Below are 16,327 nucleotides of genomic sequence, written 5' to 3' on the forward strand. Positions count from 1 at the left end.
GAAAAATTTTTTGAGCTGTAAGGGCTCAAAATTTTCCAGAATAACTTTTTAACTTACACAGTTAGTGAGACACTACCAAGTTTCTCTTTTTTACATTTATTTTCTATCCAAATTTCTTCTTCCTCAACCAGAAGAACAATCCTCCCAATAAACCAATAACAGCTAATGGCAGCAGCAAATTAAACCATTGCCAGTAGTTTCTTTCTTCGTTGATCAGGTATCTATCAAGAAGCCTTTCTTCGATATTCCGGTTTCTGAGTTCCATCAAATTACTGTCGTCTAACAGATAATCTAAAGCATTTTTCAGGAACTGTTCGTTTCCGAAACGCTCCTGCGTAAGGACATCCATTCCCAGAGGAAGCGGTTTCCCGTTTACCACTTTATTTCTGGCAATATCTCCGTCGGCAATCACAATCATTTTATTTTCAGGGCTTGAGGCTTTAAAACCGGGATATGATTTCCGTTCAATTCTTGAAGCATACGCTGAAGTAAATTTCCCTTGTAATGCCACTGCAAAAATCTTAGGCGTGCTCGGCTTTTCAAGCTGTCCCAAGCTGTCGACACTATTGATTTCTTCCAGGCTTACATAATTAGGAACCTGTTTTAAGGATGTTCTTTCACTGGATTCAAAAAGGACATCGGTTTTAATATTTTTTCTTCCTCCCAAAGTATCAATCGAAGTCGGGAACTCGAACTTTACGGGATTGATATTTTTGGTAATGGGGTTTTCATTTTCAGCAATTCCCAAAGGAAAGTACGGCCATGGCTGTGTAGAATACTGGGCGTTCCCAGCCACTTCACCGGCTACAAATTTCAATTTGGCAAACTTTTTCACGTCTTTAACCAAAGCAGGATTGATTCTTAATCCGTAGTTAAAAAAGAAGTCCGTGAGGTTCAGGTCAACCGGATACGGCATCAGCTTCTCAGACCTCATTAAAGTATCCATTTCAGCATTTACGGCATCGATCATCCACAGGGTTTTCCCACCGTTCATAATGTATTGGTCCAATATCACTTTTTCCTCATCGGTAAACGCTTTTCTCGGCTTTGCAATCACCAGCGCGCTCATCTGCTTCAGCAACGGAACATCGGCTAAGCTCAATTCTTTTTGATTTTTGGGAATAATCGGTCCGGCATCATAATTTTCCAATGCGAGGTTCATAAACCCCTGGAATTCTCCCGGGCTTAGTTCATCCTGGTTGACCAGAACGCCTACTTTTTTGAAGTTTTCACTGGTCGCCATCTTCAATTTTGAAATAAAATTGTATTCCAGGTTTTCAATGGATTTATTAAGAAGCTCGGCGTTATCGGTATAATTCTGTTCTACAACCAACGGAACAGTTACTTTAGTTTTCCCGTTTTTAACTAAAGCATATGGGTAAATTTCAATCTGAGAGGTCTTTCCGCTTTTGCGGTCATCTAAAACGGATGGATAGATTCCATGGGAAAGCAAAGTATCTTTCGGAATCTTTGTTTTAATGGGATCAATAAATTTAAAATCAATATTTGAATTGACCTTCCTGAAATTTTCCAGCATGAATTTCGTTTCGCTCTGAAGCTGCTTGAAATCTGCGGGGAAATCACCTTCCAGATAAACCTCGACCATGATCGGTTTTTTCACAGATTCCAGTACTTTAATGCTGCTGTCAGACAGCGTATACCTTTTCTCTTTTGTCAGGTCCAGTCTGATTCCTGAAACGGCCAGGATAATGACCAGCGGCAACAACACAAAAAGTAAAATTCCTAACGGAGATTTGAATTGTATCTTCTTCATGCTTTTACTTCTTTTTATTAATAAAATGATTGGACAATACTAAAGTAACACCGATGATTAAAACAAAATAGGCCACGTCTTTAAAATCAATCAACCCTCTTGTAAACCCTAAGAAATGCTGATAAAAGCCTATATTCTGCAAAATAAAATCCGCACTGCCCAAAAGTTTGTAGCTCGCCAACTGCTCAATTCCGAAATACATGATAAAACACATGAATACCCCGAGCATATATGCCATAATCTGATTCTGGGAAACCGATGATGCCAAAATTCCGACACCTGAGAAAGCAGCGATCAGAATAATCAGTCCGATATAACTCCCAAACGTCATTCCTAAATCAATATTCCCGGCGGGAACACCCAATACATACACTGTATAAAGATAAATTAACGAAGGAATCAGGCATAAAATCCCCACAATCCATACAGACAGGAATTTCCCCAATACCAGATCCGATATTTTTAACGGTTGTGAAAACAGCCAGTTTAAGGTTCCGGTATGCTGCTCTTCGGCAAAAGTTTTCATCGAAAGTGCAGGAATGATGAACATTAAAAACCAAGGAACCAACACAAAATAGCTTTGTAAGGATGCGATCCCGATCTCAAAAATATTGGAATCGTTGTCGAAAAAAAACAGAAACAGCGTTGCGATCAGGCTGAAAGCGGCAATGATCAGCCATGCACTCCAGTTCCCGAAGTAGCTCCAAAGTTCTTTTTTTAAAATTGCAAACATGTTTTTTAGTTATGAGTTGTGTAGTATGAGTCATGAGCTTAAAGTGGTGTATTAAACATTCAAAAATGGTTAACTTATCACTTATCATCCATAACCTATAATTCTATTTTCTTTTTTTATTAACCAGCTTTACCGTCATCATAATTAGAAATACCAGAACAAAAAATCCGGTAATGAGCTGCCACCAGTATTCAATGACCATCGATTTTAAAATCACGGTAAATACGACAAGAAATAAAATGAAAGTCGCGATTTCGTTGGCCTGCCTTAATTTAATATTAGCAGTTTCAAGGGTATTTCCGTTCAGTGCTTTTAACTGCCTTACTTTTTTCCAGCACCAGTAATGGTAGGCAGCCAGACCGATGAGGAAAGTCAGCTTTAAATGGAACCATGGCGTTTTCATTAATCCCGCATTCAGGAAAATCAGCATAATTCCGCATACTGCCATAATAATTCCGGCAGGCACAGTGATGATGTTCCAAAGCCTTCCCGCCATGAAAATATACTGTTCCCTTAAAATTTTCTTTTTTTCTTCTGCAAAGCCATCCGTATCTTTATAGTACACGAATATTCTAACGAGATAAAAAATTCCCGCAAAATAACTGACCATAAAAATAATGTGAAGTGCTTTTATTATTGTGTAAAGCATTTTACCTATTTTTTGAAAGAAATACTGTCGGTCTTATTACCGTTAGAATATTTCTTAATGTATAAAAGTTCCCCCCTGTCATTATAAAATTTCCAGTCGCCGAAATAAAACCAATGGCGTTCATTTTCCGAAATTTCAAGTTTACTCTGACCTTTTTCCATAATTTTTCCATTGGGAAAATATCTTTTGGTTTTTGTAATATCCCTTCTGATTTTATCCTTCTGGAAAAGTTTATCATCTGAAAATATCTTCCAGACCCCAATTTTCTCTCCTTTTTTATATTTTCCGGTGGCAATCAGGACACCGTCATTTGAGGAGTATTCTTCTCTCCATTTTCCGTTTCTTTTATTCGTGTTGTGATCATCTTTTACATATTGATTGAGTTTAGTTTTACATGAAACCAAAAACACACAGCACAGTAAAAACAATAATCTTATTTTCATACCTTATTGTACAACCGTAACATTAGATGTATCCGGTTTTAAACGAATCTTTTTTGCGCCTAAATTGGTATAATATTTTTCAAGTTTGTTTAAGTGATCCTCACTTGTTTCCTTACCTTTTATATTATAGCCGTAGTCGCTCCAGATACGGATACAAAATAAATCTTTAACCAAAATCCTATAATTGTCCTGTTCAAAATTCTTGGCAAGGTAATGATCCAGATCTTTTTTCGTATTAAACTGATAAACATAAACACCTCCGTCGTTCAAATCATCTTTGGGATCATCATAAGGAAAAAAGTAGATTTTTTTTACTTTAGAAGCCATTTCTTTACCTGCAACTTTAGAAATAATATCAGGGTTATCCGTTACAAAAGGAACCTGTGTAATCCCGGCAGATTTCATTTCTTTATTTATTTTAACAGGTTGCATGCCTTGCAGTTCCACATTTTTAAGATCAAAATCCATAATATTTTGTGCAAAAAAGTTTTGGAAGCAGATAAAACCTATAATCAAAAATATTTTTTTCATACGGATGTATTCTAAGAAATCACATTCAGTTCCTTTCCTACTTTTTCAAAAGCAGCAATCGCCTTGTCCAGATGTTCTCTGGTATGAGCTGCAGAAAGCTGCACCCTGATTCTTGCTTTTCCTTTCGGTACGACCGGGTAGAAGAATCCGATCACGTAAATTCCCTCATCCATCAACTTTTCCGCCATTTTCTGAGCCAAAGGCGCATCGTAAAGCATAACAGGAACAATGGCAGCATCGCCATCCGGAATATCAAAACCTCTGTCTTTCATTTCCGTTCTGAAATATTCTGCATTTTCCATCACCTGGTCACGAAGCGAAGTGTCTTCAGAAATCATATCTAAAACTTTCAACGCAGCCCCTACAATTCCGGGAGCCAGTGAATTGGAAAACAAATACGGACGTGACCGCTGTCTCAGCATATCGATGATCTCTTTTTTACCGGAAGTAAATCCGCCGAGTGCACCGCCTAATGCTTTGCCTAAGGTGGATGTAATGATATCCACTCTTCCCATTACTTCATTGGCTTCGTGGGTCCCACGGCCCGTTTTTCCAATAAATCCGGTAGCATGGGAGTCATCAACCATTACCAAAGCATCATATTTATCTGCCAGATCGCATACTCCTTTTAAGTCCGCAACAATTCCATCCATAGAGAAAACCCCGTCCGTAACGATAATTTTAAAACGGTGATTTTTTTCAGAAGCCGCAATCAACTGGGCCTCCAGATCTTCCATATTGTTGTTTTTGTAACGGTATCTTGCCGCTTTACAAAGACGTACCCCATCAATGATGGAAGCATGGTTCAGCTCATCAGAAATAATAGCATCTTCATCGGTAAACAAAGGTTCGAAAACACCTCCGTTAGCATCGAAGCATGCCGCATACAAAATAGTATCTTCCAGTCCTAAGAATTCAGCAATTTTCTGTTCGAGCTGTTTATGAATATCCTGAGTTCCACAGATAAAACGAACGGATGACATCCCGTAACCATGAGATTCAATCATATCCTGTGAAGCTTTCATCACTTCAGGATGGTTGGATAGTCCCAGATAATTGTTGGCACAGAAGTTCAGCAGCTTTTTTCCGTTGGCTTCTATTTCCGCGCTCTGCTGAGACGTGATGATCCTTTCTTTTTTATAGAGACCTTCGTTTTCAATATTTTGCAGTTCGTTCTGTAGGTTTTCAAGATACTTTGTAGAGATCATTTTCTGATAATTTTTATGATTGCTAATTTAATAAAAAAAGCCGTTTCCCACTTATGAAACGGCTTTGTTATTTACGGATCGTAATTTTTGTTACTTTTTAATAAATTTAATGTTCTTGTCCTTTATTTTAAAAACATACATTCCCGGAACCAGTTCTGAAATATTGATCGGTCTTTCAGGCTGAAAAGTCCCTTTTTTCACCAACTTTCCGTCGGTAAAATAAATGGTAAAATCTTCAGGCTTATTAATTCCTTTAAGGTACAATTCATTTTTTGCAGGGTTCGGATACAGTGCAAAAGTTTCTTTACCTACTTCCGATGCACTTAGCGTATTATCCATTGCTACTGTAGAATTCCGTTCCAGAATCTGATATTCATAATTAAATTCCACACTTGCCACCGGAAAAGTCACCGACTCTACAAAATATTGATTGTTGACGGTGTTATTTAAAGCAAAATAAGCAACCTGCCCTCCTGTTCCATTCACTTTTATTGGTAACGGCATTTCAAAGAAGCTGACTGAAGGATCACTCTGCGTCTGGGAAGCCCTGAACGTTAAAGTATTCCCGGTCTGTTTCCATCGGATATCGTATTCAGGATATCCTTCACCATAAATCCAGTCATTAAAAAATCCTGTAAAATCCTGTCCTGTGGATTGTAATAATGACGCATTGAAATCCTGTGTTTTTACATAATTATAGGCAAGGGCAGGTCTCGAATGATATTGTTGAAGGGCCTGGTAAAAAGTCGTATCCCCTAAAATCCATTTCAGTATTCTCAGTACATATGCTCCTTTCGAGTATGACAGCCTCCCATTAAAAATAGCTCCGGTATTTACCAGATCCGAATCTGCCACATACACGCTTCCTTCAGGTGATCCCGTAATATAATTTTTTTGAATTAAAAGATAATTTAAAAATTCACTATTGGACATTAACAGTTTTTCATTGGCCAGATGTTCACCGAAAGTTGCAAAACCTTCATTCAGCCAGATATCATTCCAGGCTCCGCAGGTTACTTTGTCACCGAACCATTGGTGCGCAAGTTCGTGGGCAATCAGACCTCTTCCCCAGGATCCCATTGAGGTCATCGTCTGGTGTTCCATTCCGCCTCCGGCCTGGAATTCCATATGCCCGTACTTTTCATTACGGAAAGGATAAGGCCCGAAATAGGTTTCAAAAGTATTCATAATCGTTTTGGTCCACTCAATATTGCTCATACTGGTTGAATTTGCCGCTGTTGAAGGAAACACATAGTTGACAAACGGGAAAGGAGGATTTCCTATCGTATCGTTAAGCTTTACAAAATCGGTAATTGAAAGAGCAATAAGATAAGCAGCTGTTGGATACTGTGTTCTCCAGAACGTACGTTTCTGGCTTCCCGGAAGAATGGTTTCGGACATCAGTTTACCATTTGAAGCAACGTTATATTGAGAAGGGGTGGTAACCTTTATATCAACTCTTTCAATTTTATCGTTAAGACTTTGTTTGGTCGGAAACCAGTCCTGTGCACCGTAAGGTTCATTTAAAGTTGATAAAACTGCGGTTGCACCCTGCGTTCCGTTGAAAAAAGAATTGTTTCCCGTTGGTGGAACTCCCGAATACGTTATCGTTAAAGAATCCAAAACATTGGCAGCAAGTGCAGATTGAAAATTTATCTTAAGTTCTTTAGTCCCCATAATTTGCTGAAAAGCAAGTGTATTTCCATGATACTGGACCTGAAAAACACTCATTTGACTATCTAAATCAAAATAAATACTGCTCATACTTTGATTAGGTTTAAAATGAGAAGTAACAGATCCGGCAATACTTCTTACCGAAGGATCTATGGTAACATCAAGCCTTTGATACTGAAGGTCATAGTTGAGTGTATTCGGATTGGTATTTCCCGCTGACATTTTATGGGCAAAAGATTTCATTTCCTTTGCAATTAATCCTTTATTTTCAATATTATCATTCTGAGCGTAGAACTGCTGAAAAGCAAACAGACTCAAAAGCAAAAAGTAAATTTTTTTCATGCTTAATTATATGTATCAAAGATATAAAAAACCTTCTAATCATTGATTAAAAGGCTTTTATATTAATTATTTTTTAATTTTTCTAAAGATCGAGTGCAGGCTCGAGAATTTTCTCCATTCTTTTCTTCACCATATCCACTGATCCTGCATAATTGTTCACCATTAAAGAAAATACCAAAGTCTTTCCTGAATTCGTCTTCATGTATCCAGCGAGCGTTTTTACCTTGTTTAATGTTCCCGTTTTGGCAAAAACCTGTCCGTTTCCTGTCCCGATGAACATTCTCTTCAATGTCCCAGACTGTCCTCCTACCGGTAATGAGCTGAAATAAGTTTTGTAATATTTTTCTTCCATGAGAGCAGTCAAAAACTTAGCCTGTGCAATCGGAGTTACATTATTGCTTCTTGATAATCCGCTTCCGTCGATATAATTTAAACCGATCATATCAAAACCTTCATTTTTAAGATGCTCCGTCACTACTTTTCTGCCGGATTCCGTAGTCTGGTCTCCCAAACGCTGAAAACCTACTGTTTTTAACAGGGCTTCTGCCAGACCGTTGTCACTGTGCTGATTGGTATAGTATATAATATCACTCAGGGTCGGAGATTTATATACCGAAACCAGTTTTCTATTTTCCGGATTGCCATCTGCCATCTTCGGTGTAACCTTTCCTGTCACTCCGATTCCGCTTTTTACCAATGCTGATCTGAAAGAATTCGCAAGATAAGCAGGAGCGTCCGGCAGCTTGGTCGTTAAAGTTCCGTTCCCTTCATATACATCAGCATATACCATCTGTTTATTGTATGGAGAAACATAGAAGAACTTCTTGTCTGCGGAGAAATTGTTAGTCTTCTTTACGATCAGCTTTTCATTGGCCGGATTGATTTCACGGGTAGTTCCTGCAGGTAAATAGTAATTATTGTTTTCTAACCATACAACATTTTCCGGAAGCATCGAAATATTGCCTTTGAAAAGCGCTGTCTGAATAATGATATCACCATTTACTTTTTTGATGCCCTCACGGGAAAGTCCGTCTTTGAAATCCGAAACAATATTACTGTAAGACCAGGCTCCTGCCTTATTGGTTCCCAAAGAAGGATCTCCACTTCCTACAATGTAAAGGTTTCCGTTCAACACTCCATTTTCATCAATAATTCCCGAGTATTCCAATTGGGTATTCCACCGGTAATTTTCACCCAGCAGACTCATTGCCGTCTCTGTGGTTAATAATTTTGTAGTAGAAGCCGGAACCAAAGGAGTATTTTCATTATACGAAGAGATCACCTTCTTCGTTTTCGGATCGTACACTACGAATCCCCAGGATGCGTTTTTCAGCACCGGATCGGTCATCATCGTGTTTACATTAATGTCTACAAGTTCTTTAGGCGACAAAATAGCTTTCTCCACCATTGCCGTAATGGGAGAAGGCAGATTTAAGCTGCTTTTCTGATTGTCATAAGCCTGAGAATATAGAACTGTAGAAACAGTAGACTGAGCAAGGATAAAACCTGAAGCCAGCACCGCAACACCTGAAATATACTTTCTGAAATTTACCATCAATTTTTTCATTTTCTTATAGTTTGGATCAGCTAAAAATCAATTGGTTAAAATTGGTTATTGCATCCCAAACATATAATCAACGGTCAAATGTAGAAAATATTGCTGAAGAGAGGTTCGCACTAGTCTTATAAAATCTCCATAAAGTTTGTTAAAAAACGTTAAAAGTCCACAAAGATATCTTTTCTAATGCTTTGGTAAGCCGTAATTTCTGAAAATTCATTCAAACTTAACAGAATGAGTTTTTTGTATTCTTCATACTTTTTACCACGCGGAAGTTTCAGCATAATCTGAAACTGATATAAATTATTAAGCTTTCCGATCTGGGCTTTTTCAGGACCCAGAACACAATCTTCCGGAAGGTATTTTCTCAGAACCGAACCTAAAAACTGGGAGGCACGGTTGACTTTATCTTCTTTACGGTGTTTCAGCTCAATCATAATAAGCTTGGTAAATGGCGGATAATGGAATTTTTTACGCTCCGTTAAAATATATTTATAGACTTTTGCCGCATTGTTCATTTTAATCAGCTGGAAGACAGAATGCTCGGGGTTAAAAGTCTGAATCAGGATTTTTCCTTTTCCTGAAACCCTTCCTGCTCTTCCGGATACCTGCGTAATCAGCTGATAAGCCCGTTCTTCGGCCCTGAAATCCTGTACATATAATAAGGAATCTGCTTTTGGTATTGCCACAAGCTCAATATGATCAAAATCCAGGCCTTTGGATATCATCTGGGTTCCTACTACGATATCTGTTTCCCGTTCTTCAATTTTTTCATACAGTTTCTCATAGGCAAATTTCTTCCGCATAGAATCCACATCCATCCTGTCCACTTCATGATCAGGAAACAACCTGGACACTTCCTCATGAATCTGTTCTACGCCTACTCCTCTTTCATTCAGGTTTTCAGAATAGCATTTCGGGCAGGTTTTGGGTTTGGAAGCACGCTGTCCGCAGTAATGGCATTTCATTTCATTGGCTGCTTTGTGATAGGTCATCACCACGTCACAGTTGGAACAGTAATTCACATATCCACAGGTCTCGCATTCCACTACATTGGCGTAACCGCGGCGGTTATGGAGTACAATAGCCTGGTTTTTATCTTCAAGTGTTTTTTTGATCTCATCAATTAAATGTAAGGAAAAATTACCGTATACTTTTTTGGAATCCTGGGCTTCCTTGAAATTGATCAATACGTATTCGGGTAAGCTCACATTACCGAAACGCTCATCAAGGTAAACATATTTTATCTTATCCTTTCTGGCATTATAATAACTTTCAACAGATGGTGTGGCGGAGCCTAAAATTACTTTCGCATGATAAAAACTTCCGAAAACCAGAGCCGCATCTTTAGCATTGAAATAGGGTGACACTTCTCTGGGTTTATACGCAGAATCATGCTCTTCATCCACTACCACCAATCCTAAATTCTGAAACGGCAGAAACAGAGCATTTCTGGTTCCGATCAGTATTTTGATATCATTCTGCCTGATCCTCCGCCAGACCTCCACCCTTTCAAAATCGGTAAGCTTCTGGTGATAGAAACCCAGATGCCTGCCGTATTTTTTCTCTAATCTCTGGGTAATCTGCTTGGTTAAAGAGATTTCAGGAAGCAGGAACAGGACGTTTTTCCCTTCGCTGATACACTCTTCAATTTTCTCTAAATAGATATGTGTTTTCCCTGATGATGTCACGCCGTGAAGCAGTACATTTTTACCTTCTTCGAAAGCTTCATCCACTTCAGCCTTTGCCTGTTTCTGTGCTTCTGAAAGTTCTTCTATGGCTTCAATTTCTCCTTCATAACTTCCAAGGCGGTCTTTCTGCACATAGTATTCTTCCACCAGCTTTTTGTCTGCAAGCGCTTTAAAATGTGAACTGGCAAAATATCCGTCTTCAAAAAGTTCCGATTTTTTGATGGGCAGGTCCGGCTGTTCCGTCTGCTTTTCAAGGATATGAAGTAAAAGTTCTTTCTGCTTCTGTGATCTTTTTAGCTGTAATAGAATTTCCGTAAGGTTGTGGTGATGTACAATCTCGTCCCTGACTTTAACATACGCGACCTCTTTTGCCTTGTATTTTTCAGCAATTTTTTCATCAATTTCGATGTACTGCAGATCAATCAGCGAATTGATCGTCTTAATGATCTCCTTTTTCGGAATGAATGCTTCAATATCCGTCAGGTTAATCAGCTGCCGTACTTCCAGTGCCTGAACAAGGTGCATTTCATTGATATCAAGATTTTCGAAATCTACTGTGATGTTGGGTTTTAATTTTAAATAGGTTTCACTTTCCAGTTTCAGGGAAGAGGGAAACGCAAAACGGTAAATTTCACCCAATCCGCACAGATAATAATCCGAAAGCCAGTTCCAGAACCTGATCTGTTCCTGTGGAACAATCGGTTTATCATCCAGAATACTGATGACCTCTTTGGCTACAAAGCTTTCCGGTTCATTGCCATGAAGCTCAAATACAATCCCCGTATAAATCTTTTTTCCTCCAAAAGGTACAAGAACCCGCATTCCCGGCTGTATTTCAGACTGCAATTCTTCCGGAACTTTATAGGTAAAGGATCCTTTTAAATTTAACGGTAAAACGATTTGGGCGTACTGCAAGGAAAATTTTTTTAAAGTGTAAAATTAGAGTATTCTTTAGAGAACTGCAATTTTTTATATTTTTACAGATCTCATAACAATTAATTCATCAACCATGAAAAATACTTTTTCCTTATTCCTTATTTTATTTACTGTTATCATTCATGCTCAGGAAAAGATCCTGTTGAAAAAAGGAGAAATCACTATTCCTATCGGTAAAAAAGTAATTTTAAAACCTGAATTTAAAAATGATAAAATAGTAAACTTTGAGATGATCTCAGAAGAAAACAGAACAGAGAGGAAAGATATGTTCGAGATGCTTAAAAGCTTCAAAAAAGATAATATAAAAGACAATACGATTGAGTTTACATTTTCCGAAGCAGAAATGATGAATAATCCCCTTTTCATCCTGCTTACTATCCAAAAGACAGGAAAAAAGATGAATTTCAAGGCAAAAATAAGACTAAAAGGAAGTTCCATATATCATTCAACGTCAATAATGCCGGCTCACAGTAATGTTACTTCCATAGAACAGTGGAAAGATACGATAGATTCTATTTTCCTGTATGATTTTGAACTGATAAATTAAAATAACACTTCAAGAATCCGGTACCATAACACTGACGTAAGAAATCCGATCACAATGCTGAAACCAATTGTTAAATTGGTGAGCTTGGTATTCAGCCTGAACTGCTCTGCAATTATGCTTGACGTAACTACTGTCGGCATGGCGGCTTCAAATACAGTTATTTTCGCAATATTCCCTTTGATTCCCAACAGCAAAGCGAGTCCCAAGACAATGGCCGGAGCAAGAATTAATTTATAGAGCATTGAGACTGAAATCTGAGGGATTAGTTTTTTCCAACCATTAAATTTCAATTGTAATCCTACTGAAAACAGAGCTAATGGACTCACTGTTGCCGCCAGTTTATCAAAAAACGGTTCAGCTGATGCAAGATCTATGAATTGCGATAAAAGCAATGCTGAAATACAGCCTATCAATGGTGGAAACGTAATGAGTCTTTTTAAAATAAATGCTGCGCTTACTTTTCCGGATCTCCCTCCTCTCACAGCGGCAATAATCCCCAGTGTTGAAAGGGCAAAAAACATAGTCTGATCACAGATAATGGCAATGCTCAGCAGACTTTCTCCATAGAAAGCCGAGATCAGTGGAAACCCGATGAATGAAGTATTGCTGTACCCACCTACCAATTCCAATGTGCTTCTTGACCGTCTTGAATATCCTTTGCTTTTGCTGTACAGCATCATAAGAAAGAAGCAGGCAACCGTAATCAGCAAAGTGCCTGCAATCGGGAAAAGCATTTCCGTAATCCACTTTACTTTAGGCAGGTATTTGAATGAAACTGCGGGAAGCGCGAGATACAGAATCCATGTATTGATGCCTTTGTGTGCATCAGGATGAATTGATTTGGTTGCTTTAAACACCATTCCTGCCATAATGCATACTGCGATCAGGACAAAATTTGCCATAATATGTAAATGTTTTGCAAATGTAAGATTCCCATTTCAGAATTTGAATCTCCGTAAAACTGCTGATGGATATTTAAAATTTTATATTGGTTATTCAATATTATTAGTTCATCGTATCCCAAAGGCTCATCACCTCAATTTTTTCCAATGGTTTGGAAAGGGTAATTCTCACTGATTTTTTGGGAAGAAGATCAAAAAAATTATCACTGAAGTGTGTGTCTCCTATTAAGTAAATATCTTTTGCTAAAACATCGGTTGAAAGTTCGATTTCTGTTGAAGAGATCTTCCTGATTTTAATATTTGGTTTTGATAATTTTAAATCTTTTGGCTTTGTGAAGAAATAATTACTTTCGGCAATGACTTTTTCATCTTTTCCTCTAAGAATTAAATTCAAAAATAATTCATTTTTATTTGAATCACCAACTAATTCAGCGACTGACGAAGCATCAAATGTTATAATTTCATCTAATTTCTGTTTCTGAACAGAAACTGCCGTAAGAATATTTTCACCATTAAATTTATTAACTTCCATTTCTAATTGTACTCCCTCAAACTTTTTAAGTTCGTCATTAACAGCATAAAAAAATAAAACGCCATCTTTTTCCTCCGTCAAAATCACCTGATTCTTAAAACTTCTTCGGATCTGATAATGTAATGCTTTCCAGTTCCCCAGATAATCAATGGAGGACCAGGAAATTACCGGCCAGCAATCATTCAGCTGCCAGTATAAAGTTCCCATGTTATACGGTTTTGCACGGCGGTGTGCCTCAACAGCAATCTGCATTCCACGGGCCTGGAGCAACTGGGAAACATAATTATATTTCACAAAATCTTTCGGAACGGTATAATCCCGCTTCATGTATTCATTAATAATATGAAAACCGCGGGCATTTTTTTCGTGCGCCTTTATTGTTGGACTTTCCAGATTTAAGTCCGGTTTTTCCGAAAACATCGATTTTACAGCTCCGAGACCGGGCATTCCCTGAAAACCATATTCCGAAGCAAATCTCGGAACTTTTTCATTATATATTTCAAAAGGAAATTCTCCCCACCAGACGCCCCAATAGTGGGAATCTCCTTCTGTCAGGCTTTCTTTATGTCCCCAGCCGATTGACGGCGAACTTTCCCAGTAAATTGATCTATCTTCTGCTGCAACTTCCCGAATTGCATTAGGGATGACTTCGTGGAAAAGTTTTTTATAATCTTTCCATACCTGAAGAGAATCTTCTTTTGAATAGTTGAATTGCTTTTGATACCCCCAATTGACAATTGCTTCATCAATTTCGTTGTTTCCGCACCACAAAGCAATTGAAGGATGGTTCTGAAGCCGATTGACCTGATTTTTTACTTCTTCTTTTACATTGGCTAAAAAGGCTTCATCAGACGGATAAAAACTTCCAGCGAACATAAAATCCTGCCAGACGAGAATTCCGTTCTCATCACAAGCCTTGTAAAATTCATCATCTTCGTAAATTCCGCCACCCCAGACGCGTATCATATTCATATGGGCATCTTTACAGTCTTTGATGAGTTTCTGATACTTCTCTTTTGTAATTCTTGGGGTAAAACTGTCAGAAGGAATCCAGTTCGTACCTTTTGCATATATTGGATTTCCATTCACTTTGAAGTAAAAAGATTTTCCCTTTTCGTCTTTTTGCTGAACAAGTTCAATGGTTCTCAGGCCAATTCTCTCCTTGATATTGCTCAGAACCTGCGATTCTTTTTGTAAAGAAATTTTTATCTCATACAGATTGGGATCACCCCAGCCATTCGGCTGCCAGAGTTTTGGATGTTTAACGGTAAAAGGCAATCCGATGGTATTTTTTCCTTTTTTTAACTGGATATTATTGATTTTATTATTAATTAAAACTGAATATTTACCGTCTTTTTCAGCGATAATTTCAGTGTAAATATTTAACTCTGCTTTTTGTTTCGTTATAATTTTCTGTTCGACTTTTACATTTTCTATTTTAGCCTGATTCCAGAAAATTAATTTTACATCTTTCCATATTCCGGCTGTCACTAATCTTGGTCCCCAATCCCAGCCAAACTGATACTGCGCTTTTCTTACGAAGCTTCTCGGAGATTCAGGCATTGTAAACGGAACTTTTTTGGCTAATTCTTTTCCTTCATTTACCGCAGATTTAAATGTAATCTTTAAATGATTTTCACCAATTTTCAAATATGCTTTTACAGGAAGAGGCCATTTTCTGAACATGTTATCCGTTTTCCTTAATAATTTACCGTTCAGGTAAATTTCAGAAAATGTATCCAATCCATTAAAAATCAATTCAATATTCTGATTCTTTAACTCTCCCGGTGAAATTGTAAAAGTAGTTTGGTATTCCCAATCTTCGTTTTCTATCCATTGTATTTTTTTTTCGTTTTCATCTTTATAAGGATCAGGAATAATTTTGTTATTCATCAAATCCAAATGAACGGTTCCCGGCACGGAGGCAGAGAACCATTTTTTTTCTTTGGCATTTTTGAACTGCCATTTTTCAGATGATAAATTTCGCTCTGAAGATTGTGCATTAATTAAAACTCGAATGAAAAGGAAAGCAAAAAGTATAGATTTGTTCATTTTGTTTTTATGATTCGATAAGATGTGCCTATGGATGAATGTAAAAATATATTTATTCAATTTTATTTTTTTTAACGCAAAGTTTTATTGGTTGGTTTTTTTATTTTAGTGGGCAAAGAACAATCAATTGAAATTGATTTGACGAAGCGGATGTTATGAACAAGCTTCATCAGCGACTTGTCGCAACTCTTTGCCTTCTTAAATATTTAATTTAACTCTAATAATTTTGCGTTAAAATTATTAATCTATAACCTTAGAACATTTGCTTATTCAATTTTCGTGTAATTTATTTACAATTCTATGAATCCCGTTTCTGATCAGCAATGTATTAAAATTAATAAGAAGCCCAAGTCTTATATTGGTCAGCTTTAAATATGTCAGTAACTGAGCATGAAAAACAGGATGCAAATCCAAGACTGATTTAATTTCAACTATGACTTTATTATTTATGATCAAATCAACTTTATATGCATTATTAATATTTATTTCTTTATATTTTAAAGGTAGATAAACTTGCTGTTGCACAATAAGACCTTGTTTGTTTAATTCATAGACTAATGCTAATTCATAAGCACTCTCTAATAAACCTGCTCCAAGATTTTTATGCACCTCAATAGCTGAACCTATAATTTTATAAGATAATTCATTCTCTGTCATTCACTTATGTTTAATTACTGTTTTTAACGCAAAGTTTATTGGTTGTTTTTGTTCATTTTAAGTCGGCAAAGAGTAATCAATTGAAATTGATTTGATGA

General features: G+C 37.3%; 13 protein-coding genes. 1 reads left to right on the forward strand and 12 read right to left on the reverse strand.

Going from position 1 to position 16,327, the window contains the following annotated elements; translation table 11 throughout:
* Nucleotides 1-103: 103 nt before the first annotated feature.
* The 9 genes from gldG to priA all read right to left on the reverse strand — a co-directional run bounded on the left by gldG (nt 104) and on the right by priA (nt 11,518).
* On the reverse strand, nt 104-1,774 hold the full coding sequence (gldG, locus tag MKJ01_RS12680) for a gliding motility-associated ABC transporter substrate-binding protein GldG (RefSeq protein ID WP_241614462.1): 1,671 nt from the start codon (nt 1,772-1,774) through the stop codon (nt 104-106).
* Nucleotides 1,775-1,778: 4 nt separating this feature from the next.
* Nucleotides 1,779-2,507 (reverse strand): ABC transporter permease, encoded by a 729-nt coding sequence (locus tag MKJ01_RS12685; protein WP_241614463.1) that lies wholly within the window; start codon nt 2,505-2,507, stop codon nt 1,779-1,781.
* Nucleotides 2,508-2,610: 103 nt separating this feature from the next.
* Entirely contained in the window at nt 2,611-3,156 is a 546-nt protein-coding gene (locus tag MKJ01_RS12690) for a CopD family protein (RefSeq protein ID WP_241614464.1), read from the reverse strand.
* A gap of 5 nt (nt 3,157-3,161) precedes the next feature.
* Entirely contained in the window at nt 3,162-3,599 is a 438-nt protein-coding gene (locus MKJ01_RS12695) for a hypothetical protein (protein ID WP_241614465.1), read from the reverse strand.
* Between the two features lie 3 nt (nt 3,600-3,602).
* Nucleotides 3,603-4,130, reverse strand: a complete 528-nt coding sequence (locus MKJ01_RS12700) for a hypothetical protein (protein WP_241614466.1) — start codon at nt 4,128-4,130, stop codon at nt 3,603-3,605.
* An 11-nt stretch (nt 4,131-4,141) separates the two neighbouring features.
* The gene (gene kbl / locus MKJ01_RS12705; protein WP_241632633.1) at nt 4,142-5,338 is read right to left on the reverse strand and encodes a glycine C-acetyltransferase; all 1,197 of its coding nucleotides are present in this window, start codon (nt 5,336-5,338) and stop codon (nt 4,142-4,144) included.
* A gap of 90 nt (nt 5,339-5,428) precedes the next feature.
* Nucleotides 5,429-7,354 carry a M1 family aminopeptidase gene (locus tag MKJ01_RS12710; protein WP_241614467.1) on the reverse strand — a complete coding sequence of 642 codons (1,926 nt, stop codon included), beginning with the start codon at nt 7,352-7,354 and terminating at the stop codon, nt 5,429-5,431.
* A gap of 82 nt (nt 7,355-7,436) precedes the next feature.
* On the reverse strand, nt 7,437-8,921 hold the full coding sequence (gene dacB / locus MKJ01_RS12715) for a D-alanyl-D-alanine carboxypeptidase/D-alanyl-D-alanine-endopeptidase (protein ID WP_241614468.1): 1,485 nt from the start codon (nt 8,919-8,921) through the stop codon (nt 7,437-7,439).
* Nucleotides 8,922-9,070: 149 nt separating this feature from the next.
* Nucleotides 9,071-11,518, reverse strand: a complete 2,448-nt coding sequence (priA, locus tag MKJ01_RS12720) for a primosomal protein N' (RefSeq protein ID WP_241614469.1) — start codon at nt 11,516-11,518, stop codon at nt 9,071-9,073.
* Between the two features lie 94 nt (nt 11,519-11,612).
* Here priA and MKJ01_RS12725 point away from each other — a divergent pair, with 94 nt between their 5' ends.
* Nucleotides 11,613-12,086, forward strand: a complete 474-nt coding sequence (locus MKJ01_RS12725) for a hypothetical protein (RefSeq protein WP_241614470.1) — start codon at nt 11,613-11,615, stop codon at nt 12,084-12,086.
* Here the strand turns inward: MKJ01_RS12725 and MKJ01_RS12730 are convergent.
* The 3 genes from MKJ01_RS12730 to MKJ01_RS12740 form a co-directional block, all read right to left on the reverse strand.
* Nucleotides 12,083-12,988 (reverse strand): AEC family transporter, encoded by a 906-nt coding sequence (locus tag MKJ01_RS12730; RefSeq protein ID WP_241614471.1) that lies wholly within the window; start codon nt 12,986-12,988, stop codon nt 12,083-12,085. The two genes, MKJ01_RS12725 and MKJ01_RS12730, sit on opposite strands and share 4 nt — an antisense overlap.
* A 103-nt stretch (nt 12,989-13,091) precedes the next feature.
* A complete protein-coding gene (locus tag MKJ01_RS12735) occupies nt 13,092-15,572 on the reverse strand; it encodes a glycoside hydrolase family 2 protein (protein WP_241614472.1) in 2,481 nt (826 codons plus the stop codon).
* A gap of 270 nt (nt 15,573-15,842) precedes the next feature.
* Nucleotides 15,843-16,229, reverse strand: coding sequence for a GxxExxY protein (locus tag MKJ01_RS12740; protein WP_241614473.1), 387 nt, complete (start codon nt 16,227-16,229; stop codon nt 15,843-15,845).
* Between the last annotated feature and the right edge of the window lie 98 nt (nt 16,230-16,327).

The organism is Chryseobacterium sp. SSA4.19 (assembly GCF_022601875.1).
GTDB lineage: Bacteria > Bacteroidota > Bacteroidia > Flavobacteriales > Weeksellaceae > Chryseobacterium.

Bases quoted from the DNA above. Each gene is read 5' to 3' on its own strand.
- gldG (WP_241614462.1), bottom strand. From the start codon at position 1,774: ATGAAGAAGATACAATTCAAATCTCCGTTAGGAATTTTACTTTTTGTG.
- MKJ01_RS12685 (WP_241614463.1), bottom strand. From the start codon at position 2,507: ATGTTTGCAATTTTAAAAAAAGAACTTTGGAGCTACTTCGGGAACTGG.
- MKJ01_RS12690 (WP_241614464.1), bottom strand. From the start codon at position 3,156: ATGCTTTACACAATAATAAAAGCACTTCACATTATTTTTATGGTCAGT.
- MKJ01_RS12695 (WP_241614465.1), bottom strand. From the start codon at position 3,599: ATGAAAATAAGATTATTGTTTTTACTGTGCTGTGTGTTTTTGGTTTCA.
- MKJ01_RS12700 (WP_241614466.1), bottom strand. From the start codon at position 4,130: ATGAAAAAAATATTTTTGATTATAGGTTTTATCTGCTTCCAAAACTTT.
- kbl (WP_241632633.1), bottom strand. From the start codon at position 5,338: ATGATCTCTACAAAGTATCTTGAAAACCTACAGAACGAACTGCAAAAT.
- MKJ01_RS12710 (WP_241614467.1), bottom strand. From the start codon at position 7,354: ATGAAAAAAATTTACTTTTTGCTTTTGAGTCTGTTTGCTTTTCAGCAG.
- dacB (WP_241614468.1), bottom strand. From the start codon at position 8,921: ATGAAAAAATTGATGGTAAATTTCAGAAAGTATATTTCAGGTGTTGCG.
- MKJ01_RS12725 (WP_241614470.1), top strand. From the start codon at position 11,613: ATGAAAAATACTTTTTCCTTATTCCTTATTTTATTTACTGTTATCATT.
- MKJ01_RS12730 (WP_241614471.1), bottom strand. From the start codon at position 12,988: ATGGCAAATTTTGTCCTGATCGCAGTATGCATTATGGCAGGAATGGTG.
- MKJ01_RS12735 (WP_241614472.1), bottom strand. From the start codon at position 15,572: ATGAACAAATCTATACTTTTTGCTTTCCTTTTCATTCGAGTTTTAATT.
- MKJ01_RS12740 (WP_241614473.1), bottom strand. From the start codon at position 16,229: ATGACAGAGAATGAATTATCTTATAAAATTATAGGTTCAGCTATTGAG.